Source organism: Aurantibacter sp. UH7 (assembly GCF_056839165.1).
This window is the reverse complement of sequence record NZ_CM166388.1, coordinates 2,538,668-2,563,301: the sequence shown is the minus strand read 5'-3', so window position 1 is coordinate 2,563,301 and position 24,634 is coordinate 2,538,668. Positions and strand designations below refer to the sequence as shown.

Genomic DNA, 24,634 nt, shown 5'->3' with positions numbered 1-24,634 from the left:
AATAATATTTAAAATAATGGCAAGATTAATAGAAGTAGAAGAAAGAGATATCAATTACATTTTTGGCAAACCGAAGCCATATAGCTTAGACGTATACCAACGTGATTATCGTTGGTCAGACACTAAAGAATACAAAATCGTAACTACTTTATTAAAGGATATCGAATTACGATTTGAAAATAATATTCTGAAAAACTCACGCAGTACCAGTAGTGATCTTGCCAAGATTCTTAAAGATGTTGAAGCGAACTTCAAACCTTATTTTTTGAATACCATAATGCTCAATGAACAAGCTGGTAATATTTATATCGTTGATGGTCAGCAACGTTTAACAACACTTCTGCTAATTTTAATAAAATTATATCATATTGGAATGAGCAATAAAACAGACTTCAATGTAAAGAAGTTTATTGGAGACCTGGTTTATGAAGAGGATATGGCAAGTCAGAAACATTTTAAAATTTCAAATCCAGATCGTAATGCCATCATTGAAAAAATCTTCGAGAAGCAAACAGTTGAGAAAAGTGATATTACTAATATCACGCAGCGCAATCTAAAAGAGAATTATGATCTTATCTCTAAGTATCTAGACGAATATTTTAGAACATCAGATGTTTTTGACGCTAAGAAATACAATTATTACGTGTATAATTTATTGCAAAAGGTTCTTATAATAGAACAGGTCATTAAGCATAAAGAAGATGTGGCTATGATTTTTGAAACTGCAAATGACCGTGGCAAGGAACTTGATCCACACGAAGTACTAAAGGGTATGCTGTTAGGAGTTCTTGAGGTTGAAGTTAAAGAAGAGTGCAATACACTTTGGAATCAAGCATTGCAGACATTTTTTGAAATTGATGGCAACTACAAGAATGTAGATGATTTTTTTCGCACCTATTTTAGAGCCAAGTATGCTGATAATGCTGCACAATACAATCGTTTTGCTAATAAATACCACCGCAATTTACTTTCTAATGACAAAATTATAGCAGATTTAGATAGAAGTGACCCTGCTAAAATTGCCTCTTTTATAAGTAAGGAATTTGTTTATTTCTATAAAGTGTACCTTAAATTAAAACGACTGGCTAGTGAGGATGAAAACCTGTATTTATCTTCTAATTACGCCAATGAACAAGGACAACAGTATCTTCTTTTACTTTCCGCTCTTACCTACAACGATGTGGATGAAGATGAAAAAGTTGATTTAGTTGCAAGAAAGTTTGATCAATTCTACACAATATCGCGTTTAATTGGCGCCGGAGACAATAACGACCGTCAAAAACTATTTTATGACCTAACGGTTGCAATAAGAAATAAACCGCTTTCAGATGTTGCAAAAAGTTTTGATACAGTCACTATAAAGTTTTTTAATGAAAAGAGTTTCCAAATCAAAACTATCAACGATATTTTCCAATATAAATATTTTAGCAGAGCAAAAAGAGATGGTAGGTTTACAAAATATGTTTTAGCACGCATAGACCTATTTCTTGCAGGTATATTACACGAAAATTCATTTTCTAAAGAATATTCATTTCACTATTTAACTCATTCAGGTAGCAAACCTGTTAATGGGTTCCACGTAGAACATATATTTTCTTATAATGAGGATATTATGGATCAGTTTGTAGATGATGAAGGCTATATAGACGATAAGCTATTTCATGACGAAAGAGAACGACTTGGAGCCCTTATACTTATGAAAGGAAATGAAAATATTAGGACCAGTAATTGGAAGTATCATCGTAAGAAAAAATCATACTCAAATAGTGGTTTCATATGGAATCGAATTTTAACCGATTCCGTGAATAAAGCTTCACTTAATAGTTGTACTCACCCTATTAAAAATGATTTTAAGAGTTATAAACCTATAGAAGGTGGTTTACTTGAAATAGAAGCAATAGGTGAAAGACAGGAGTTACTCTTTAAATTAATTAAAGAAATATATCAGGATTAATTGAAATTCTAACCTTACAATTGAACTATGATTATAAATCACATAGGCAAATCAGAACGCGACTCTCAAAATAGAATCATTAAGCTATTCCAAAATGAGCTACACTATACCTATTTAGGCAATTGGGAAGAGCAAGAACGTAATCAACCCATAGAGGAACACTTAATATTTGATTACCTTATAAAAGATGGTAAGTATTCAAGAACGCTAGCTCAAAAGGCAGTAAATAAATTGGTTAAGACCGCAACTAGCCTATCTGATGATTTATATGAAACCAATAAAGAAGTCTATAAATTATTGCGTTACGGTATCACCGTACGTGAAGAGTTAGGGCAGCCAAAAGAAACTGTCTGGATTATAGACTGGAAAAATCCATACAATAACGATTTTGCAGTTGCAGAAGAAGTTACCGTAAAAGGAAAATACACTAAGCGACCAGATGTAGTGCTTTTTGTAAACGGTATTGTAATAGGTGTTATAGAGTTAAAAAGAAGTAAAGTAGGTGTATCAGAAGGTATACGCCAAAACTTAGACAACCAGAAACCAGAGTTTATACAAAAGTATTTTACCACAATGCAACTTGTAATGGCTGGTAATGATACGCAAGGTTTACGTTATGGTACTATTAAAACTTCGGAGAAATATTACTTAAAGTGGAAAGAAGAAAGTTCTAAGGAATATGACTATTTAATAGATAAACAAATCAACCAGCTTTGTGAGAAATCGCGATTACTAGAACTCATCCACGATTTTATTGTGTTTGATAAAGGCACTAAAAAGTTATGTCGTCCTAATCAGTTCTTTGGTATTAAAGCGGCACAAACACACGTAAAAACCAAAACAGGTGGTATTCTATGGCATACCCAGGGTTCTGGCAAAAGTCTTACGATGGTATGGCTTACCAAATGGATTCGCGAAAATCTAAAAGATAGTCGTGTCTTGATTATTACAGACCGTGAAGAATTAGATGACCAGATTGAAAAACTATACACAGGTGTAGATGAAAGTATCTACAGAACAAAAAGCGGGCGCGATCTTATAGGCGTACTCAATCAAAAAACAGAAATGTTAGTGTGTAGTCTCGTGCATAAATTTGGCAGAAAATCTGATGAAGGTGATTATGACACGTACATAGAAGAACTTAAAGCTAGTTTAGGTAGTGACTTTAAAGCTAAGGGTGATATTTATGTTTTTGTAGATGAATGTCACCGTACACAATCTGGAAAGTTGCATGATGCAATGAAACTTATTTTACCAGATTCTCTATTTATAGGTTTTACCGGAACACCATTACTTAAAAAGGACAAGCAAAAGAGTATAGAGGTTTTTGGTCCGTACATAGGTGATCCATACAAATTTGATGAAGCAGTAGAAGATGGTGTGGTACTGGATTTATTGTACGAAGCACGCGATGTGGAACAATTCATCACAGACCAGCAAAGTATAGATGAATGGTTTGAAGCAGAAACCAAAGGATTAACAGATGTTGCTAAAATTCAGCTGAAACAAAAATGGGGCACCATGCAAAAGGTGCTAGGTTCAAAATCTAGACTAGAGAAAATAGTATTTGATATTGTAAAAGATTTTAAAGTCAAGCCTAGGCTTTCTACAGGTCAAGGTAATGCGATGCTTGTTTCAGGTTCGGTGTATCAAGCTTGCAAGTATTATGAGTTGTTTCAAAATGCAGGTTTTAAGAACTGTGCCATTATCACATCGTATCAACCACATCATGGCGATATTAAAGGAGAAGAAACAGGAGAAGATAGTCCTACAGATAAGCTCTTAAAGTATGAGGTATACACCAAGATGCTTAATGGTCAATCTGCCGAGGATTTTGAAGCTCTCGCAAAATCACAATTCATAAACGAGCCAAATAAAATGAAGTTGCTTATTGTGGTGGATAAGCTTTTAACGGGTTTTGACGCACCATCTGCTACCTATTTGTACATTGATAAATCGATGCAAGACCACGGCTTATTTCAAGCTATTTGTCGTGTAAACAGAATTGATACAGACGATAAAGACTATGGGTATATCGTAGATTATAAGGATTTATTTAAAAGCCTACAAAAGTCAATAGGTGATTATACTTCAGAAGTATTTGACGGTTATGATGAAGACGATGTAAAAGGATTATTGAAGGATCGTTTTACAGAAAGCAAAGAACGTCTTGAAACAGCATTAGAAGTTTTGAGAGCTATGTGTGAACCTGTACACCCTAAAGATGAACCTACTTATATTAAATTTTTCTGCGGAAATACCGAGGATCCATTAGATGTAAAAGCCACAGAAGATAAGCGTGTAGGTTTATATAAAGCAGTAGTGAGTTTAATAAGAGCATATGCAAATATTGCAAACGAAATTCACAAACTTGGATACAGTGATAAGGAAGCAAAAGAAATTAAGGAAGAAGTAAAATACTATTCAGATTTACGAGAAACTATAAAAAGAGCTAGTGGTGATTACATTGATTTGAAAAGATTTGAACCAGGAATGCGTCAATTAATGGATATGTATCTAGATGCAAAATCAAGTAAAAAAATATCTGACTTTGAAAATAAATCTCTGGTAGATTTAATTGTACACGTTTCAGAACCAAGTGCGGAATATCAATCAAAAAACAGAAGAGAGGCAGTTGCAGAAACTATTGAGAATAACGTAAGAAAGGCAATTGTAGAAGAGGCAAAGGCAAATCCCAAGTACTACGAGAAGATGTCTGCCTTACTCGACGAACTTATCTTACTTAGAAAAGAGGAAGCAATTTCTTATGAAGAATATTTAGAAAAAATCAAAACCTTAGCAGAACGAGTAGCAACACCTTCTAGTGGTTCTAATTACCCTAATACTGTAGATTCCAGAGCAAAACAGGCATTGTACGATAATTTAGATAGCAATGAGCACCTAGCAATCGCAGTTCACTCTACTATTATTGAAAATAAACTTGACGGCTGGCGTGATGGTGGTATTAAAGAAAAGAAGTTAATGCTTGCCGTAGGTAGAGTCGTTAACGATATTGACACTACATTGCATATAATGGAAATTATAAAAGCGCAAAATGAGTACTAAAACAGAAACTATTGCATTTGCAAATGTAGAAGTTGAGGTTCTGCGCAAGAATATTAAAAATATGCACCTTGCCGTTTATCCTCCAAATGGCGCAATAAAATTAACTGTTCCTACTAAAACAGATGAGGAAGTTTTACGTCTTTTTGCCATTTCAAAATTAGGTTGGATTAAGAAGAATGTAAAGAACTTCAAAGAACAAGCAAGAGAAACAAAACGCGATTATGTTTCTGGCGAGAGCCATTACTTTAAAGGTCAGCGGTATTTATTAAACGTTAACCATCATAACGGATATAACAAAGTAGAGATTACAGGCTCAAATAAAATTCAACTTTGGGTAAAGCCAAATGCAACAGTAGATGAAAAAGCAAATATCATTAAAGAATGGTATCGCAAACAACTAAAGAGCCAAATACCAGAACTGCTTGAAAAATGGGAAAAAATCATCGGAGTTCAATCTAATGATTGGAACGTAAAACAAATGAAAACCAAATGGGGTGCTTGTAATGTAGATGACAAACGTATCTGGTTGAATCTTGAATTAGCTAAAAAGCCAACCATTTGTTTAGAATATATACTTGTTCACGAACTAGTTCACTTGCATGAAAGAAATCATAATGCACGTTTTATTTCACTTATGAATCAGTTTATGCCCAAGTGGAGGATGTATAGAGATGAATTGAATAGTCTACCTATAGTTCATAATGATTGGGGATATTAATTAAATTAGATTTTAAGCATATATAAATTGAAGAAATACTAAGAAAATAATAAACTGAAAAGAAAATAAGTAAAACCACCAATATTTATTAGCAAATTTTTTCAAACTATTATGGTGGTGGAAAAACTGGTTATCAAATTTATAACTCTATTGCTTCTACCCTCCATCCTATCGTTTCCGTCAACATTTTAATGATTTGAGCTAAGCTTAAGCCTTAATAATAAGCAACTTTGTAGTGTAAGAAATGGTGATAGCCATCATAGTAAATAAAAAACACATACAAATGAGTAATACAGGAAATACAGTTTTAGGAATATTAGCAGGAACAGCAATTGGAGCAACCTTAGGAATATTGTTTGCACCTGATAAAGGTGAAAAAACAAGACAAAGAATTGCAGATCAAGCAGCTGCCACAAGAGACAGCATTGCTGAAGGCGCAATCGATTTAAGCGATAGAGCAGCTCATAGTCTTTCTTCAAAGACAGATACACTAGAAACTAAAATGAATAGCATTGTATCGGACGTGAGTTATAAAACCGAAGATGTAATCACAACATTAGAAAGCAAATTAGCCGATTTAAAAGCTAAGAATAAAAAATTACAAAAAACATCGTAATGGGAATTATCAAATCATTAAACCAAACCTCCGATAAAGCCATTGATATTAGTGAAAACTATTATCAAAAAACACAAGAATATTATAAGCTTAAAATTTTTCAACAGCTTACGCAAACCATTGGTTTGTTTTGTAAAACGGCACTTATAGGCAGTCTAATTTTTTTAGGAATTATTTTCTTAGCCGTTAGCGGGACTTTGGCTTTATCGAATTTATTAAATAACCCTATAGCTGCTTGTTTAATTATCGCAGGATTAATATTTCTATTGGCGTTCGTAGTTTATTATTTACGTGCAAAAATAGACGCCTACATCATTAAAAGTAGTAGTAAAACATTTTTCGATTAGATGAAAACATATAAAAATCAGAAAGAAATAAATGCAGACCTCGCACGGCTAAACCTTGAACGTAAAATAGCCTGGGAAGAAATTAAAGGACTGCGTTACCAACTAGAAGAAGATTTGCAACCTTACAATTGGATGAAAACCGCAATTTCGGTTACCAAAAAATATGGTTTACTTTATCTAGTTCGTAAAATTCTTAAATGATTTTTTAATACAAGTTTGGTTGGTTGATTTGGATAGGGGTACATAGCAATATGTATCCCTATTTTTTTTACAGCATTTCTAACGGAACAGTAATATTGTTCTGAAATTCACTAGGGCTAATGCCGTATTTTCTTTTAAATATTTTAGAAAAATAACTGCGACTACTAAAGCCTATTGTATAAACTATTTGTGATATATTCATATCTGAGGTTCGAATATGATCACGAGCTGCTTCTAAACGTATGTGTCTAATATATTCGGTAACCGTTCGCGTATACAATAGCTTAAAACCCTCTTGCAGTTTTGCCTGTGATAATCCCGATTTTGCCGCTAACATCTCAAGTGAATAATCTTTTGAAGGGTCTTTTATAATGGCATTTGCCATTTTCCGCACTAGTTTTAATTCATTTCTAAGTAATGAAGTACTTGGCATTTTATTTTTGAATTCCTTATCGTGTTGTAAAATATGCATGGATAAAATCTCGTATACTAGACCTTCAATCTGCATAATGCGAATCATTCCTTTTGTACGAACTTTACGTAAAGCACCTATTTTAGTGGCCAACTTTAAATTGTAATTACCATAAAAAGAAAAAGCCTTCTCATGATCCGCATCTAAAAAAACGCGATACAGACGCTGATTAAGTTCATCTACATTATTCAATCTCTTTTTAAGAAATTTCTTTCTAGTAATTTGGATTACATTAATTGCTAATTTTTCATCTTTAGGAAAATACCCAAAATTATAACCGCCGTCGCGACTGGTAATTATCACAGACTGAAATTGCTCTAATGTTTGTATATCATCTTCAGATTGATAGCCGAATCTATGTTTACAATAGCCTTCAAGACAATACGAAAAGTGAATTGGATTATATTCTGAAGCATCCATTCTTATAACAACATCCTCAAAAAACTTAATATCATATTCCAAAAGACTAACTCCCCAGTCAAAAGTGATAAAGCGTATAGAACCAAAAGCTATCTTACTATTTACAGTCAGTATATATTCACCCCAACGCTCGTCAATTTCCCCGCCAATAACCTCCTGAATTTGACGTACTGTACCTTCAGTACTTTCAGCATCTACAAATATTTCAATCACATTTTCCTTTTTTATAGCAAAAGCCATTATAGGCTGTGAATCAAATATATAAATAAAGCCAATACACATCTAAAATAGTTTGGTTTAACAAAGGTTTCAAAACTAAAAAAGCTCCTTTAAAGGAGCTTTTAGTTATTCGAATTTACATCTCGCAAATAAATATATTTTAAAAAGCTTCACTATTTTCAAGATTTACAGCGTTTAAATTAACCGGATTATTCATTTGTAATGTGCGAATTGGGAATGGTATATTAATATCGTGTTCGTTAAATTTCTTTTTAATTGCCATAATACCTGCACTTTTAGCATCTAACCTATTTTTGGCATCTTCGGCATCTACCCAAAAGCGACAAATAAAATTAATAGAACTATCTGCAAATGCAGTCCAGTAAACTTCTATTTCAGAATTGTCATTTTGATGATATACAGTTTCTATTGCTTCTTTTACTAGAGATTCAACCAAATCTAAGTCTGACTCATAACCAACCCCACATTCAACGGCTATTCTCATTTTTTTTGTTAGCGAGTAATTCTTTAACGGATTTTCAATGATTGTTTTATTCGGAATTATAACCAAACTATTATCAAATTCTTTTAAGACCAAGCTGTTTAGATTAATATCTACAACCTCGCCTGCATAACCCGAAGTTTCAATCCAATTACCTACATTAATTTTGCTTCTAAAAGACAGTATAATACCGGAAAGAAGATTTGACAATGTACCTTGCAAGGCCAAACCTATAACAAGACCCGATATTCCTGCACCAGCTAATAATGTGTTTAATGTTTTACTTAGATCTAGTGCGCCAAGTGCTAAAAACAACCCTATAGACACCACAAAAATTGCAGAAAAACGACCAATTAGTTTTGTGATACTTTCTTGTGGTATTCTTTTTTGCGCAATCCGTACCGACCATTTATTCACATAACGTGCCATATAAAAGGCCAACACCATTACTATGGTGGCCACTAATAAATTAGGTATGCTCTCAATAAACGAGGTCATCCATCCTGTTAGTTTTTCAAATATATCGGTAAATGATTGTTCAATTTTATCTTTCATTACAATTGTTTTAAAGTTCAAATTTCTTTTAAATTATCGCTATAAAACATTAAGAAACTTCTTCAAGCTCACTTATTTTAAGTTGATCTGCCGTGTCTTTAATGAACGCATCCAACATCCAACTAGACTTTTCTAATTCACCAATATAGGCTCCTAACATATCTACTGATCCTTCATCTCCTGCTTCATCAGCTTTATCTAATATAATCTTCATCTGCTGTAATAATTTTTTATGGTCTGATAGCAGACTATTAACCATTTCTTTATCTTCTATAAAGGGTGATTCTTCTTCTATGTTTGACATTTTAAGATATTTAGATAAATTACTTACCGGATGATATCTTAAGGTTAAAATACGTTCAGCGATTGCATCAATTTTAATTCTAGCTTCGGTATACAATTCTTCGAATTTTACGTGTAAATCGAAAAAATTTCTTCCCAAAACATTCCAATGGAAACTTCTTAATTTTTGATAGTAGATGGTATAATCTGCTAAAAGAATATTCATTTCCGTTACAACTGGTACTAATTTTTTGTCATTTATATTTAAGTAATTCATATGTAATAATTTTAGTTCAGGTGGACTATGATTTTCATACTCTCAACTTCTACTACAAATATATTCTCAAAGCAATTTGGTCTTTTGCTCATATGAAGCAGATGTTAACACATTCACGTAACCATCTCATTTAAAATTAAATAGCACTCCATAATGAATGTATATTTTACAATACTATTTAGCATTTGAGTTAAGGATTTAATCATTTGAACAAAATTTGAATTATATATCAACATAGCTTTGTATCAAACAAAAAACACTAGCGACCTGTTTAAGTATAACATAGAAATGGTGTTTTTTATAGGATGTAAAATGATAAGCATCCATAAAAGAAGTTATCATTCATTAAAATTTTAATTTAAATGCAGACGTATACCGAGAAAATTGGAAACAAATTAAATGAATTATTAGAAAAAACTTATGATGCCGAAAAGGGGTTTAAAAAAGCCGCAGACCATACAAATCATACGTATTTAAAAGAATACTTTGAGAAAAAAGCTGTACAACGAAAAGATTTTGGATATCAATTAAAAACTGAGATTAATTCCATTGGACAAAAAGCGGAAACAGGCGATAGTATGACCGCGAAAGTTCATAGAACATGGATGGACGTTAAAGCACTTTTCTCATCTGATAGTGAAGAAGCTATGCTAGAGGAGGCTATAAGAGGTGAAAAAGCGGCAATTGCTGAATACGAAGATGTCTTATCTGAGACAACTTTACCATCAACAACAGAAATGCTACTTCAAAAACAAAAAGACAGCATTCAATCTGCACTTTCTACCGTGAAAACTTTAGAAAATTCATTTTAAGTAAGAAAAATAAATCTAAAAAAAAGGGAAGCACTAGCTTCTCTTTTTTTATGCCTTATTATTTATAAAAACGATTTAAAATAGAAATAAGGTGCTCATATTTAATATGTTATATAAATTTCAAATGAGTCAAGATTTAGATTGATACGGCTAAAGTGGGGCTCTAAATATATTCATCTTTGTAACAGTTAGAGGGAACAATACGATTTCCTAAGTATAAATTTAAAAACCATATAATATGTTACGTTGGACAATCACTTTTATAATATTAGCAATTATCGCCGGAATTTTTGGATTTGGTGGAATAGCCGCAGGAGCTGCTAGTATAGCTAAAATCTTATTCGTTATATTTTTAGTGCTATTTGTAATCTCATTACTTAGAGGAAAAAAGGCATTCTAATTTCCGCGTAGACATATTCAAAATATATTTTATTAATAAAAATTAAATCAAGATGAAAAAAATCGCAAAACTATATTTATTATTATTTGTTTCAGCTCTATTTTTAACTGCAACTAGTTGTAGAGAAAAAACTACTAAAGAAAAAGTTGAAGACTCTATTGAGGAAGTTGGAGATGAGATGGAAGAAGGAGTTGAAGAAATTAAAGATGAGGTTGATGATGCTACTGATGACCAATAATATGCATTGATACAAAACATTAAGGCAGGCAATTAATTTTGCTTGCCTTTTTTATTTAAAATTAGAATTTGATTCAAATAAAAAAGAGGCGGTAATACCGCCTCTTTTTTTTAAACATTAAATAATTTAAAACTACTCTACGATAGTAAATTCTGACCTTCTATTTTCTTGATGCTTAGCAACAGAACATATATTTTGATTATTACAATCATTAACTAATCGTTTTTCACCGAAACCTTTTCCTGATATTCTTGAAGGCTCAATTCCTTGCAGCACCATATACTCACTAGTACTTGTAGCTCTTCTTTGAGATAGCGCCTCGTTGTATGCATCATTTCCTCTTGAATCGGTATGTGATTGCACTTGTACCTTAACCTCTGGAAATGCTTTCATATAATCAATTACCTTTTGTATTGACACTACTGCATCTTCACGAATATTTGATTTATCAAAATCGAAATAAATTGGTTCAATATCCAAGTATTTCACCAAGTCTGTTCCTACCGGAGCTGACTTATCTATAGGCTCTAAGAACACTTCTACATTGTTTACATCTTCGTTCTGGTTTATTGTAAATGATTTATCACCATCATTGAAATCTTCTTTTGATGCAACAATACTATACATACCACCATCACAATAACCTTCCATATCGAAATTTCCATCTTCATCAGATACCCCTTCTGCCACAACAACTCCTTCTGCATCTGTTAAAACCAATTTTGCATTAGGTATAATACTATTGGTTTGCTGATCTTTAACAATACCAGCAATAGCTATATGGCAATCTAGATCAAGTTCTTTAACTTGGGTAAAACTATAAATATCATCTCCACCATGACCCCCTTCTCTATTTGAAGCAAAGAAACCTTTTTGCGTATCACTATCGAAAATAAGCGAAAAATCATCTTCATCAGTGTTTATAGGCTTCCCTAAATTCACAATATTCGGTTTATCTAAATTATCTAATTTAGAAGCAAAAATATCCAGACCTCCTAAACCAGGATGGCCATCTGAAGCAAAATAGAGAACATTTTCTTTTGTTACATATGGAAAAGTTTCACGGCTCTCCGTATTAATTCCTTTCCCTAAATTTAAAGGAGTACCAAAACTACCATCTTCATTAATATCAACGACAAACAAATCAGACTCTCCCACAGTTCCATTCATATCGGAGGCGAAATACAATTTGCTTTCATCTGTTGAAAGTGCTGGATGTGCTACAGAATGACTATCACTATTAAATGGCAATGAAATAACATCTTTCCAATCGCCATTAACTAATGAAGCACGATATATTTTTAAACGACTTATACCTTGCTCATCTCTAGAAAAATTTCCGTTTTTAGAGTTGTTTCTTGTGAAATAAACAGTGTTGCCATCTTTTGTGTATGCTGAAGAAGATTCATGTGTTTTCTTATTAAAAATTTTAGACAATTTTTCAACACTTTCGTAATCCCCATTCTCATTTGCAATCGCTTTATAAAGATTTGTAAATGATTTACCATTCCATAAATGGACATTTCTTTTGGTTATTCCACTATCTCTTGATGTTGAAAAAATTAAATCTTGTCCTTTAAATGACGGAGCAAAATCTGATTCGCTGGAATTTATATTTAGATTTTTAATTTCAAAAGCATCTGATTGCTCTTCTATTTTTGCTAAATAATCAGGGGCTTCCGTTAGTTTTACAGCCCGAACTTCACCACTAGTAGCTTCCTTGTATTTATTCATCCAGAGTTCAGAAGCATCATAATTTCCATCAGATTTTAACGACTGCGCATATCTATATATATATTCAGGCTCTACTTCTACACCCTCGAGGTTGAAAAGTTTTTCGTACCAAACGGCAGCTTCTGTATATCGCGCATTCTGATAATTTGCATTACCCAAATCTCGATAAATTTGCTCATCTGAATGACCTTCGGCCACTAATTTTTCGTAAGAATCTATGGCTAATATATAGTCATAGTTTTTATAATCACTTCCCGCTTTTTTTATCTTCTTTTCTTGGGCCATACCTAAGGCGCAAACCATTGACATTAAGAATAGCGTATATATATATATATATTTCTTGTGCATTTTAGTATATTTAAAAGAATCTTGGGGCTATTACCCTTCTAAATCTATTTTTAAACTCATAACGTAACATTACCTCAAAAGAACCATCATTAAAAGCTGTATTACCCAACTCTGTAGTTTCTTTATCATAAGCTAAGCCTATTAAAAACTGTTCTGAAACCTGGAACCCAAACATTGCGCTTACGGCAGCATCCCATCGATAGGCAACACCTAAATTAAATTTATCATTTAGTAAGAAATTTGCAGAAGCATCTATTTGTAGTGGTGCGCCATTAACTGCTTTTAATAAGGCTGCTGGCTTAAATTTTAAATTCTGATTTAAATCAAAAACGTAACCTGTAATAAAATAAAAATTCATTCTTTCTTGAGCAATGGTAGAACTTGCATTATCAAAATGCTGAGTTTCTAGAAAGTTTGGTACCGATAAACCTGCATAAAATTGGTTTGTATGATAGTAGATTCCTGCTCCAAAATTGGGCGAAAATTTTTTATCAATATTCGTACCCCCGATAGAAACAGCTTCATTACTGTAATTACGAAGTTTTGTGAAATCTAAATTCAGTAAGTGTCCACCAGCTTTTACTCCAAAGGATAATTTACCTGTATCAGAAGTATTTATGGTATATGATACTACACCATCGAAATAAGTATCTTGATTTGTACCATTACCAATCTCATCATTAACAATAGATAGACCAATACCCACGCCACGACCTATAGGTGTGTTAAAATTTAAAGTCTGAGTGGTAGGCGCTCCATCCAATCCTATCCACTGCGAACGGTGAAGCGCAGTAATACCAAGAACACCACGTGAGCCCGCATAGGCAGGATTTACTGCCATTGTATTGTACATGTATTGTGTGTATTGGGCATCTTGCTGTGCCGTAATACCCCACAAGGAGAATACAATAAACAAACTCGAAATAATTAATTTTTTCATCCTATTGATTTAATAATTGTATTTGATTTTCGTCTTTTTATCGATTAACATAGAGGTAACCGTTTTTAACTTTTGCGACACCTTCATTCATATAATCTATTATATAGAAATATGTACCTACTGGCAATTCATCATTTTGTTTAACAGTAACACGGCCGTTAGATATTCCTCTAAATGCATTAGAACTATTATCATAACCTTTGGTTTCAAAAACTAGCACACCCCATCGGTTATAAATCCTAACGGTATTATCGCGATAAGATTCTATATTATTTATTTTAAAGATTCCATTATTCATTCCTGGACCAACAAGATCACTCTGAATTACGATATCACATACCGTTCCAGACGGCGTCATTCCTCCCACAGCACTACATGGCTCATATGGATTTGTATTATCAGCTATCTCCTGTTCATTTGACACATCGTCACCATCACAATCTGCAGTTAACCATAGACCTGTGCGTTCCACTGTAATGCTCATTTCTTCAAAATCGCATGGATCTAATGGATTTGTTTGATCATTTAGTTCTGTTCCATTTAGCACACCATCTCCATCACAGTCAATAATTAAATAATCACCTGAAGGATTAACATTAACATTATCAGCGTCATAATCGCAAGGGTCTTCCGGATTGGTACCGTCTTCTAATTCTTGACCATTTAATACGCCATCTCCATCACAATCAGTAATAAGATATGTTCCAGTTTGAATCATAGTCATACTTGCAATTTCATAATTACATGGGTCATTTGGATTTGTTCCATCTAATATCTCTTGGTCATTAGACACTCCATCTCCATCACAATCTGCACTACCCAATCCGTTACATTGGTCATAGTCAATTGTGATAGTGGCTTCATTTGATTCATTACCATCATTATCTTCTACCGTGTATTCAATTACTTCTGGGTCTGCTGTAAAACCTGATTCTGGGGTAAATGTTACTTCTCCAGTAGTTGGATTTACCGTCCATACTCCTTCATTTGGAACGGTTACTTGTGTACAATCGCCATTAGCATCGGTAGTATCACATACACCACCAGTTACGGATGTTGCATCTAAACTTACCGTCGTTGGGTCAATACTTCCATCGGGGTCGTTATCATTGTCAACTATATCAATCGTAACAGTATCTCCAGTAATATTATCAGCACTATTATCATTATCTGCGACTGGTACTTGTACTGCATAGTCAATTGTGATAGTGGCTTCATTTGACTCATTACCATCATTATCTTCTACCGTGTATTCAATTACTTCTGGGTCTGCTGTAAAACCTGATTCTGGGGTAAATGTTACTTCTCCAGTAGTTGGATTAACCGTCCATACGCCTTCATTTGGTACCGTTACTTGGGTACAATCGCCATTAGCATCGGTAGTATCACATACACCACCAGTTACAGAGGTTGCATCTAAACTTACCGTCGTTGGGTCAATACTTCCATCGGGGTCGTTATCATTATCAACTACATCAATTGTTACTGCTGTATTGGTAGGATTGTTAGTACTGCTATCATTATCGGCTACCGGTACTTGTACTGCATAGTCAATTGTGATGGTTGCTTCATTTGACTCATTACCATCATTATCTTCTACCGTGTATTCAATTACTTCTGGGTCTGCTGTAAAACCTGATTCTGGGGTAAATGTTACTTCTCCAGTAGTTGGATTAACCGTCCATACTCCTTCATTTGGAACGGTTACTTGTGTACAATCGCCATTAGCATCAGTAGTATCACATACACCACCGGTTACAGAGGTTGCATCTAAACTTACCGTCGTTGGGTCAATACTTCCATCGGGGTCGTTATCATTATCAACTACATCAATTGTTACCGCTGTATTTGTTGGATTATTCGTGCTGCTATCATTATCGGCTACCGGTACTTGTACTGCATAGTCAATTGTGATGGTTGCTTCATTTGACTCATTACCATCATTATCTTCTACCGTGTATTCAATTACTTCTGGGTCTGCTGTAAAACCTGATTCTGGGGTAAATGTTACTTCTCCAGTAGTTGGATTTACCGTCCATACTCCTTCATTTGGAACGGTTACTTGTGTACAATCGCCATTAGCATCGGTAGTATCACATACACCACCAGTTACGGATGTTGCATCTAAACTTACCGTCGTTGGGTCAATACTTCCATCGGGGTCGTTATCATTGTCAACTATATCAATCGTAACAGTATCTCCAGTAATATTATCAGCACTATTATCATTATCTGCGACTGGTACTTGTACTGCATAGTCAATTGTGATAGTGGCTTCATTTGACTCATTACCATCATTATCTTCTACCGTGTATTCAATTACTTCTGGGTCTGCTGTAAAACCTGATTCTGGGGTAAATGTTACTTCTCCAGTAGTTGGATTAACCGTCCATACGCCTTCATTTGGTACCGTTACTTGTGTGCAATCGCCATTAGCATCAGTAGTATCACATACACCACTGGTTACAGAGGTTGCATCTAAACTTACCGTCGTTGGGTCAATACTTCCATCGGGGTCGTTATCATTATCAACTACATCAATTGTTACTGCTGTATTGGTAGGATTGTTCGTGCTGCTATCATTATCGGCTACCGGTACTTGTACTGCATAGTCAATTGTGATGGTTGCTTCATTTGACTCATTACCATCATTATCTTCTACCGTGTATTCAATTACTTCTGGGTCTGCTGTAAAACCTGATTCTGGGGTAAATGTTACTTCTCCAGTAGTTGGATTAACCGTCCATACTCCTTCATTTGGAACGGTTACTTGTGTACAATCGCCATTAGCATCAGTAGTATCACATACACCACCGGTTACAGAGGTTGCATCTAAACTTACCGTCGTTGGGTCAATACTTCCATCGGGGTCGTTATCATTATCAACTACATCAATTGTTACCGCTGTATTTGTTGGATTATTCGTGCTGCTATCATTATCGGCTACCGGTACTTGTACTGCATAGTCAATTGTGATGGTTGCTTCATTTGACTCATTACCATCATTATCTTCTACCGTGTATTCAATTACTTCTGGGTCTGTTGTAAAACCTGATTCTGGGGTAAATGTTACTTCTCCAGTAGTTGGATTAACCGTCCATACGCCTTCATTTGGAACGGTTACTTGTGTACAATCGCCATTAGCATCGGTAGTATCACATACACCACCAGTTACAGAGGTTGCATCTAAACTTACCGTCGTTGGGTCAATACTTCCATCAGGGTCGTTATCATTATCAACCACATCAATTGTTACTGCTGTATTGGTAGGATTGTTAGTACTGCTATCATTATCGGCTACCGGTACTTGTACTGCATAGTCAATGGTGATAGTGGCTTCATTTGACTCATTACCATCATTATCTTCTACCGTGTATTCAATTACTTCTGGGTCTGCTGTAAAACCTGATTCTGGTGTGAATGTTACTTCTCCAGTAGTTGGATTTACCGTCCATACGCCTTCATTTGGTACCGTTACTTGTGTGCAATCGCCATTAGCATCAGTAGTATCACATACACCACTGGTTACAGAGGTTGCATCTAAACTTACCGTCGTTGGGTCAATACTTCCATCGGGGTCGTTATCATTATCAACTACATCAATTGTTACTGCTGTATTGGTAGGATTGTTAGTACTGCTATCATTATCGGCTACCGGTACTTGTACTGCATAGTCAATTGTGATAGTGGCTTCATTTGACTCATTACCATCATTATCTTCTACCGTGTATTCAATTACTTCTGGGTCTGCTGTAAAACCTGATTCTGGTGTGAATGTTACTTCTCCAGTAGTTGGATTTACCGTCCATACGCCTTCATTTGGCACCGTTACTTGGGTGCAATCGCCATTAGCATCAGTAGTATCACATACACCACTGGTTACAGAGGTTGCATCTAAACTTACCGTCGTTGGGTCAATACTTCCATCGGGGTCGTTATCATTATCAACTACATCAATTGTTACTGCTGTATTGGTAGGATTGTTAGTACTGCTATCATTATCGGCTACCGGTACTTGTACTGCATAGTCAATTGTGATAGTGGCTTCATTTGACTCATTACCATCATTATCTTCTACCGTGTATTCAATTACTTCTGGGTCTGCTGTAAAACCTGATTCTGGTGTGAATGTTACTTCTCCAGTAGTTGGATTTACCGTCCATACGCCTTCATTTGGCACCGTTACTTGGGTGCAATCGCCATTAGCATCAGTAGTATCACATACACCACTGGTTACAGAGGTTGCATCTAAACTTACCGTCGTTGGGTCAATACTTCCATCGGGGTCGTTATCATTATCAACTACATCAATTGTTACTGCTGTATTGGTAGGATTGTTCGTGCTGCTATCATTATTAGCGACAGGCGATGCATTAATTGGCACTACAATTATTAGTGGCTCGCACATGCAATTGCTATTTGAAGGTATAAATTCAATTATAACAGATTTCGATGTACATATTGGAGAAGCACTATTAAAAGTTAGTGTTTCAGACACTGTTGCTCCTTCAGCAATTATATTTGAAGTGTTTCCAGCCCCAATTGAAAATCCTGTTTTAACTCCTGTGCCATCATCACAATAGACATCATAAGTATAACCTGCTACCGCCTCGTCTCCACCTACATTATTAAAATCAAGATTTACGGTAAAATCAAAACTTCCATCAGTCTTTTCAAAATAAGTACCTCCATTATTATTAGTTACTTCTAAAATTGGTTTCTCTAAAGGTAGAATTTCATAGGAAAAACCTGTTGCTACTTGAAAATCACCACAATTTTGAGTGGAACAACTAATACCTGGTACTTGAACATAATTTACTATTTGTACTTCAGCCGAATCATCACAAATTGCATCACCTAAGGTTATAATATCAAATTCGAAATCTATAGTATCGTCATCGACTACTCCACTAGGATATTTAATAATCATTTCTTGATGATCACCAACAAAACTTATACTTTCATAAGTAGCAATATTTGTCCCATTAGCAACAAATGTGCTTGGAACATATTCAATACCTGGAATCAATATAATCTTCGCATAATCTGAACTACTAGAAGTTCCATTTTTAATTGTTGTTACTACATTAATTGTCTCTTGAACACCACAACCATCAATTGGCACCCCGTAACCTGGAAGGTTTATAGTACTCAAAGCACTATAAGGCGCTACCGCTTGATCCACTTCGATAGAGGACGTTACTGCTCGAAGTCCATTTCCTAACGCAGGGTCTCCACATGGACTTTCACCATAAACTTTAAATGTTATTACTGAATTAGAAATAAAATCACATTCCAACTGCACCAACATATTAATATGAGCTGTTCTTTCATTTGTATCGTTGTTTGCAGGATCTCCGGCTATACCCTGAATTGCAGCAATAGCCGTATGACCCATAATATCCAATCGGGCTATACCATTTGTGACAACAGAATTCACAGTCTGAACATCCCCAGAATCCTTAGGATATTCTATTTCAACAGAATTTATGGTCATACCGTCATCACCTCCTGGAATTGCAAATTCGACATATGGATGAATTAAATCTGCTAATTGAGCACTAACCACATCTAATTCAATATTAAAAGGCGTACATAGCGTTTGTGCTGAAGAAGGTTCATTTGTAATAGCCATTTGAACCTGGGCATCTTTGGGTTCAAGTATGATTGAGGTTGATCTTTGATAACAACTGGCTCCTATACTTTGAAAATCTGAAACATCAACATTTAAATCAGGATATCCTGGGTAACCTAGACAATCCCATCCATGTTCAAAAATTACGGTTTCATCGGTACACACATTTGAATTTACTTTTAAACGAATAGAACCTGTTTCATCCTTTGCCAATGCTCCAGCTTCTATCCATGCTTTGTCAGCTGCTATATGATAATTGATAGCTGTTTCTACACCACCGGATACACTATAAGCACCAATTACATCTACTCCAGTTGGAATAGTTGCTTGCAACCAATTATAACCTACATCTTCGGCACTGGTATTACTAATATTAACATCCAAATCAACAATATACGAATCACCATTTACTGTAGGTGATGGCGATTGCATTAAGAAAGTTGGAGGCGTATATTTAAATGTATTGGTATTCGTAAAGCTTGTTGCCTCGGAACTTGCATAAGCAAATTCATCAAAGTTTATGGTATAATTATAAGTGGTAGTTTCCGGAGAGAGACATGTGCCCGTAAATTCTACATAAAAACGAGGATAATGCAGTGCTCTTTGGTCGCGATTTACAAACCCAGGGCCTGGAGTTATAATAACTTGACCATTATTTTCTGTGGCCACAAACTCACCTGTTGCGGTAGAATATGCACCTAAAAAGCTTACTGAAGTTACATTACCTGTAAACCTTGCTCCCTCAGGAATATCTACCACAGTTGATGTCCATTTAGAAAGAGGCCTATATTCATCTGGAAACATATCACCAGGAGCCATGTTATGCGTAAAATAAAGCACTCCAGTTTCTGGAGCACAACCATTGGCTGAACGCGATTGATTACTTCCATAAATTCTAGGTCTAGAATAATACGCACGATCCCCCCATGTATCACAACTTACTCGTGTTGTACTATCCGAAAGGTCTGTAAAAGCATAAAAATCACCTCTAAATCCGGACAACTCAAAGTATAAAATATCCCTAAAATCTTTTGCAAACTCAAAATTTAGTTCTAATTCAATTTCATCGGTTTCTAAACCTTCTCCATAATTATAGGTATTACTAATGATATCTCTATAGGAAGAAAGGTCGAAAGTGAGCATATAATCATCCGGTCCATTAGTAGTTAAGGTGGGTGGCACGGTTATAACAGTAGTTTGGGTTGTACTCGATTTATCATTTATTGTAATGGTTCCATCAACAAATGAAATAATATCAGCACCCTTAGTTTCTGTATCTGCTGTGTGATAATCTATATCTAAAAAAAGATTATTAAGGCTAATGTTGTTTATGCTTGCAGTAGTTACCAAAGTCATGGTATCACCTGCCAAATATTTTTTAGTTTCATGAACATTTTTATCTAAAACAACCTGCGTACTCTGAGTATCATCTGTCCAACCAGCGGTAGTTCTATTTGCTTCAAAACTGGTAATACCAGGGCCAGAGCAACCTCCTGGGCAATGTGCATATATTTGAACAGATCCACAATGAATATCTTGATCCCAACAAATACCGCTTCCACTAGTACATTTGTAATTAGTTTTATATGGAATTGTTTGTAATCCATTAAGACCAGGTCCACACGTAACGGTCAATGGAAAATTAACCCATTCCTTAAAATGACCACTCGTCATGGAGGTTGTCGTGTAAGTAACCTCACTACCTGTTTGTGTGAACTCTGAGGATGCAGATGGTTGTAAAGTCATCCCATTAGGAACTGTTATTGATACGCTCCATTCGGAACCAGCATCATTTGAACCCATATTGTCACCGTCACAAAGAGGGTAACCCGTACCACCAATATATAATGATGGTGCAATTGCTACGACAAAATCTTCTCCGTCCACAACGTCCGTTGGAGCCTCAACTTCTGTTACACTTTGATAATCTCTAATAATATTAAAGTAGTTGAAATCTACTCTTTTTGGTAATCTATCACTCTTGCATTGATCTTTAAAGTTTACATCTAAATATGTATGCTCCCAAACCATGTAATCATATCTTCCAGTACCACAGTTATCTCTTGGATCTATTTCAAAGTCAAAGGATAATTCTGTAAATTTTCCTGGTGGCAGATCATCATAAAAACCATCGTTATCCAAATCATCAAGACCGAAATTAAGTCCATCTGGATCTGATGTAAAGAAATCAGCTGGTATATAAACTGATTCGCCAGAGCCATTTGTTGGATATCTATCACTCGGAAGTGACGATGGTGTAAACGAAGGATTAGAGCCAAACCTGAAATTTGAAACACTACGTGTATCTCGATAATCAAATGCCCAAAGTGGGTTGTTCGTTGGATCGGTAATCTCAGAAGTATTGTGTCCTAAACCTAGATTAATAGCAACATCCAAAGCCATAGAACCTACAGCTGTTTTTGTGTTTTCAATTTTAATCGTATACGAGACTGCATTACACAGTTCAACGCGCGTAGCTCCACCTTTGGTTAATTCAATTTCAGGCACATTTGCGCCAAAATTTAAAGAACCGGTTTGTTGTTGGGCTGCTTGACAAGTTTCATTAGGAGCACAACCCCAATAGGCGTTGTGTAAAATATCAGTATTGATACAATCATCTACCCTAAAAGTTTCTGTTAATACTATAGATTCGCCATTATCAAAACATCCATTTCCATCACCTACTGACAGAAAAGGAGCTGCGGTCATATCAAAATTATAAGTATAAACACCTCCAGTTATTGAGGTTGGACTTAAATCTGCAGTACCATAGGAGAGTTTGTACAGGTCATCAACGTCGGATCCGACCGTTACATAATAAGTATAATTATCGGTACACCCATTACCACCTTGGGCTAAAGTTATATTACGTGTATATGTTTCACCTACGTTTGCATTAGTTGTTGGAATAGAAGAAATATTTAATGAAGCGGCCCTTAAAGTATATGAGTCGACTGTTATGTCATCATCTGTAGCCGTTTGATTCCCTCCTTGATCTATAAAAGTAATAGTATGGGCATCTTTAAAGATTCCTCCAGAATTCAAAAATTCTACAGCTTCACAATTTGCACTACGTTCAAAAGAAAAATAAACTTCGTCTCCGACAACCCACGTGGCATCGCTAGGTCTGCGAATATTAAAAATTGGTTCATTTGCTGTACCGCCTTCAGATAAAACAAAATCAGCTGATCCATTTTGAGCAGTAATTACTGCAGTTCCAGAAACATATTCTATTCCATCAGGAAGTGCAAATGTTATACTAAACTCGTGACAAGTAGCATTTTTACCTTGAATATATACTTTCTCTAAAGAATTGTTGGCGCCACCACAGGTACCTAGTTCCTCTGGATCTATTGTTACTTTAAATCGATTAGTATCAATTTGTGCCATACTGGCCGTAACAAAAAGAAACAAAGAAAACAATGTTAAAATTGTTTTTCTGTTCATTTTACAAAGATTGAATTTGAGAGTAGCGTGTGTGAAAACAGCAGAATGGCACCGTTTGATTATCTCAAAAACTTTGTAGGACCATTTTAGGGGGATAAAATGTTTCATAGTTTTTTCTAGATACGTCGATAAAACCTTAACTAGATAGATTTTAACACTGACGCAATTATGTCTTTAGGGTATTTTACCCTTTTACAAAGAATAGTTTTCTTTACATTTTATCGAAAAAATTGTTGTGGCTGCCTATTTATTTTGATGTGAAAAGTATATTTTTCGTTATAAAACTATTAGAATTATAATTTATTAACAATATTTATCCTACAAATAAATTGTCTTTTTCTTCTTTTTTTACTGCTACCAACTTTTTTAAATGCGGCTAAACCATGAATAAATCCACCAGATATTAAGTGATTTTAGTTGCCAATTGCGCTTTATAGAGAAGAGATATTTACAATTCTAGCGCTCATTACGGAAGTTTTATTAACGTACTACTAAATTATATATGTTTTTTTAAATTCTAATTCTTTGCACCTAGAATATTAAAATACCATTCAGTATTAGAATATTCTTTTATTGATTGATGCCAAATACTAAAGTTCGCCTCCGCAAATAATTTTTCATAATTATGTGAAAATGAGCACTCTGGACCATATATTTGAGAATCGCTGTTTTTATCAAAATCTACTTTTATACCAATTGGTTCTATTGCAATAAACATGACTTTTCCTAAATTATTTATATGCTTTAAGAATTTTTCTAGGTCTGCTTGGGTAAAGTACTCCAAAACACCACCTGAAGTAACAAAAATAATATTCTCTCTCTCATTTTCTCTTATCCATTCAAGAGCATCGACAGCTACAAACTCAAGTCTTAGGTTATCTTCGAATTTCTTTTTATTAATTTCAATCTGTTTTACACTTAAATCTATTCCTACCAACCTATCTACTTGAGGAAATTTTTCACTCAAATAATTTAGAACATTACCGTTGCCTGTACCAATTTCTACAATTGTATAAAATTCACAATTGGTTTGGGATAATTGCACTTTGAGTTGGTCAAATATGAATGACCAATCCGGCAAGAAAATATTTTCAAACATATCGTCGGTGCGAAGAAACAATTCATCCCCTTTGCTTGCCCAATAATTGCGATGTAACTTAGAAAGATTCTCAAAATCTTGGTCTTTTTCTGCCTTCTTCAAAATAGCATCTCGCATTAAAAATTCCAATTTAGAAAGGTTTTTATCTAAGACTATAGTCATACCTTTTTCTCCTAATCTGGCTGCTTTTTTTGGCATTAAAACCACCAATAAATGACCAATTAAATACCTCAGTTTTTCTTTCATTTTACAAAATTGTGATTTGTTAAGAAATCATTTTTAACATTGTAGTCCGTATCTTAACAAAATTTATCATTAACAAGTCATCGAGAACTTTGACAATATAAAGATT

16 protein-coding genes are annotated in these 24,634 nt (G+C 34.6%); 9 read left to right on the top strand and 7 right to left on the bottom strand.

The window, feature by feature from the left end:
• The first annotated feature begins 16 nt into the window (after nucleotides 1–16).
• From UH7x_RS10745 to UH7x_RS10720, 6 genes are all read left to right on the top strand, one after another.
• Nucleotides 17–1,954 (top strand): DUF262 domain-containing protein, encoded by a 1,938-nt coding sequence (locus tag UH7x_RS10745; RefSeq protein ID WP_482359936.1) that lies wholly within the window; start codon nucleotides 17–19, stop codon nucleotides 1,952–1,954.
• Between the two features lie 27 nt (nucleotides 1,955–1,981).
• Nucleotides 1,982–5,020, top strand: coding sequence for a type I restriction endonuclease subunit R (locus UH7x_RS10740; protein ID WP_482359935.1), 3,039 nt, complete (start codon nucleotides 1,982–1,984; stop codon nucleotides 5,018–5,020).
• The gene (locus tag UH7x_RS10735) at nucleotides 5,010–5,738 is read left to right on the top strand and encodes a M48 family metallopeptidase (RefSeq protein ID WP_482359934.1); all 729 of its coding nucleotides are present in this window, start codon (nucleotides 5,010–5,012) and stop codon (nucleotides 5,736–5,738) included. Before UH7x_RS10740 ends, UH7x_RS10735 begins: the two co-directional genes overlap by 11 nt.
• 283 nt (nucleotides 5,739–6,021) lie before the next feature.
• The gene (locus tag UH7x_RS10730; protein WP_482359933.1) at nucleotides 6,022–6,354 is read left to right on the top strand and encodes a YtxH domain-containing protein; all 333 of its coding nucleotides are present in this window, start codon (nucleotides 6,022–6,024) and stop codon (nucleotides 6,352–6,354) included.
• Complete coding sequence (locus UH7x_RS10725; protein WP_482359932.1) at nucleotides 6,354–6,701, top strand: hypothetical protein; 348 nt, start codon at nucleotides 6,354–6,356, stop codon at nucleotides 6,699–6,701. The genes UH7x_RS10730 and UH7x_RS10725 overlap by 1 nt, the downstream gene beginning before the upstream one ends.
• Nucleotides 6,702–6,902, top strand: coding sequence for a hypothetical protein (locus UH7x_RS10720; RefSeq protein WP_482359931.1), 201 nt, complete (start codon nucleotides 6,702–6,704; stop codon nucleotides 6,900–6,902).
• Between the two features lie 67 nt (nucleotides 6,903–6,969).
• Here UH7x_RS10720 and UH7x_RS10715 read toward each other — a convergent pair whose 3' ends face one another.
• The 3 genes from UH7x_RS10715 to UH7x_RS10705 all read right to left on the bottom strand — a co-directional run bounded on the left by UH7x_RS10715 (nucleotide 6,970) and on the right by UH7x_RS10705 (nucleotide 9,629).
• Entirely contained in the window at nucleotides 6,970–8,076 is a 1,107-nt protein-coding gene (locus UH7x_RS10715; RefSeq protein WP_482359930.1) for a helix-turn-helix transcriptional regulator, read from the bottom strand.
• A 97-nt stretch (nucleotides 8,077–8,173) separates the two neighbouring features.
• Nucleotides 8,174–9,070, bottom strand: a complete 897-nt coding sequence (locus tag UH7x_RS10710; protein WP_482359929.1) for a mechanosensitive ion channel family protein — start codon at nucleotides 9,068–9,070, stop codon at nucleotides 8,174–8,176.
• A gap of 49 nt (nucleotides 9,071–9,119) precedes the next feature.
• Complete coding sequence (locus tag UH7x_RS10705; protein ID WP_482359928.1) at nucleotides 9,120–9,629, bottom strand: Dps family protein; 510 nt, start codon at nucleotides 9,627–9,629, stop codon at nucleotides 9,120–9,122.
• Between the two features lie 362 nt (nucleotides 9,630–9,991).
• Here UH7x_RS10705 and UH7x_RS10700 point away from each other — a divergent pair, with 362 nt between their 5' ends.
• The 3 genes from UH7x_RS10700 to UH7x_RS10690 all read left to right on the top strand — a co-directional run bounded on the left by UH7x_RS10700 (nucleotide 9,992) and on the right by UH7x_RS10690 (nucleotide 11,079).
• Entirely contained in the window at nucleotides 9,992–10,441 is a 450-nt protein-coding gene (locus tag UH7x_RS10700; protein WP_482359927.1) for a ferritin-like domain-containing protein, read from the top strand.
• Nucleotides 10,442–10,679: 238 nt separating this feature from the next.
• A complete protein-coding gene (locus UH7x_RS10695; RefSeq protein ID WP_482359926.1) occupies nucleotides 10,680–10,841 on the top strand; it encodes a DUF1328 family protein in 162 nt (53 codons plus the stop codon).
• Nucleotides 10,842–10,893: 52 nt separating this feature from the next.
• Nucleotides 10,894–11,079 (top strand): hypothetical protein, encoded by a 186-nt coding sequence (locus UH7x_RS10690; protein ID WP_482359925.1) that lies wholly within the window; start codon nucleotides 10,894–10,896, stop codon nucleotides 11,077–11,079.
• A 132-nt stretch (nucleotides 11,080–11,211) separates the two neighbouring features.
• On the opposite strand, the gene UH7x_RS10685 is transcribed toward UH7x_RS10690, so the two are convergent.
• From UH7x_RS10685 to UH7x_RS10670, 4 genes are all read right to left on the bottom strand, one after another.
• On the bottom strand, nucleotides 11,212–13,161 hold the full coding sequence (locus tag UH7x_RS10685; protein WP_482359924.1) for an OmpA family protein: 1,950 nt from the start codon (nucleotides 13,159–13,161) through the stop codon (nucleotides 11,212–11,214).
• A gap of 10 nt (nucleotides 13,162–13,171) precedes the next feature.
• A complete protein-coding gene (locus UH7x_RS10680; RefSeq protein ID WP_482359923.1) occupies nucleotides 13,172–14,101 on the bottom strand; it encodes a PorP/SprF family type IX secretion system membrane protein in 930 nt (309 codons plus the stop codon).
• Nucleotides 14,102–14,138: 37 nt separating this feature from the next.
• Nucleotides 14,139–23,183, bottom strand: coding sequence for an Ig-like domain-containing protein (locus tag UH7x_RS10675; RefSeq protein WP_482359922.1), 9,045 nt, complete (start codon nucleotides 23,181–23,183; stop codon nucleotides 14,139–14,141).
• 517 nt (nucleotides 23,184–23,700) lie between these two features.
• A complete protein-coding gene (locus tag UH7x_RS10670) occupies nucleotides 23,701–24,528 on the bottom strand; it encodes a class I SAM-dependent methyltransferase (protein WP_482359921.1) in 828 nt (275 codons plus the stop codon).
• Nucleotides 24,529–24,634 lie beyond the last annotated feature (106 nt).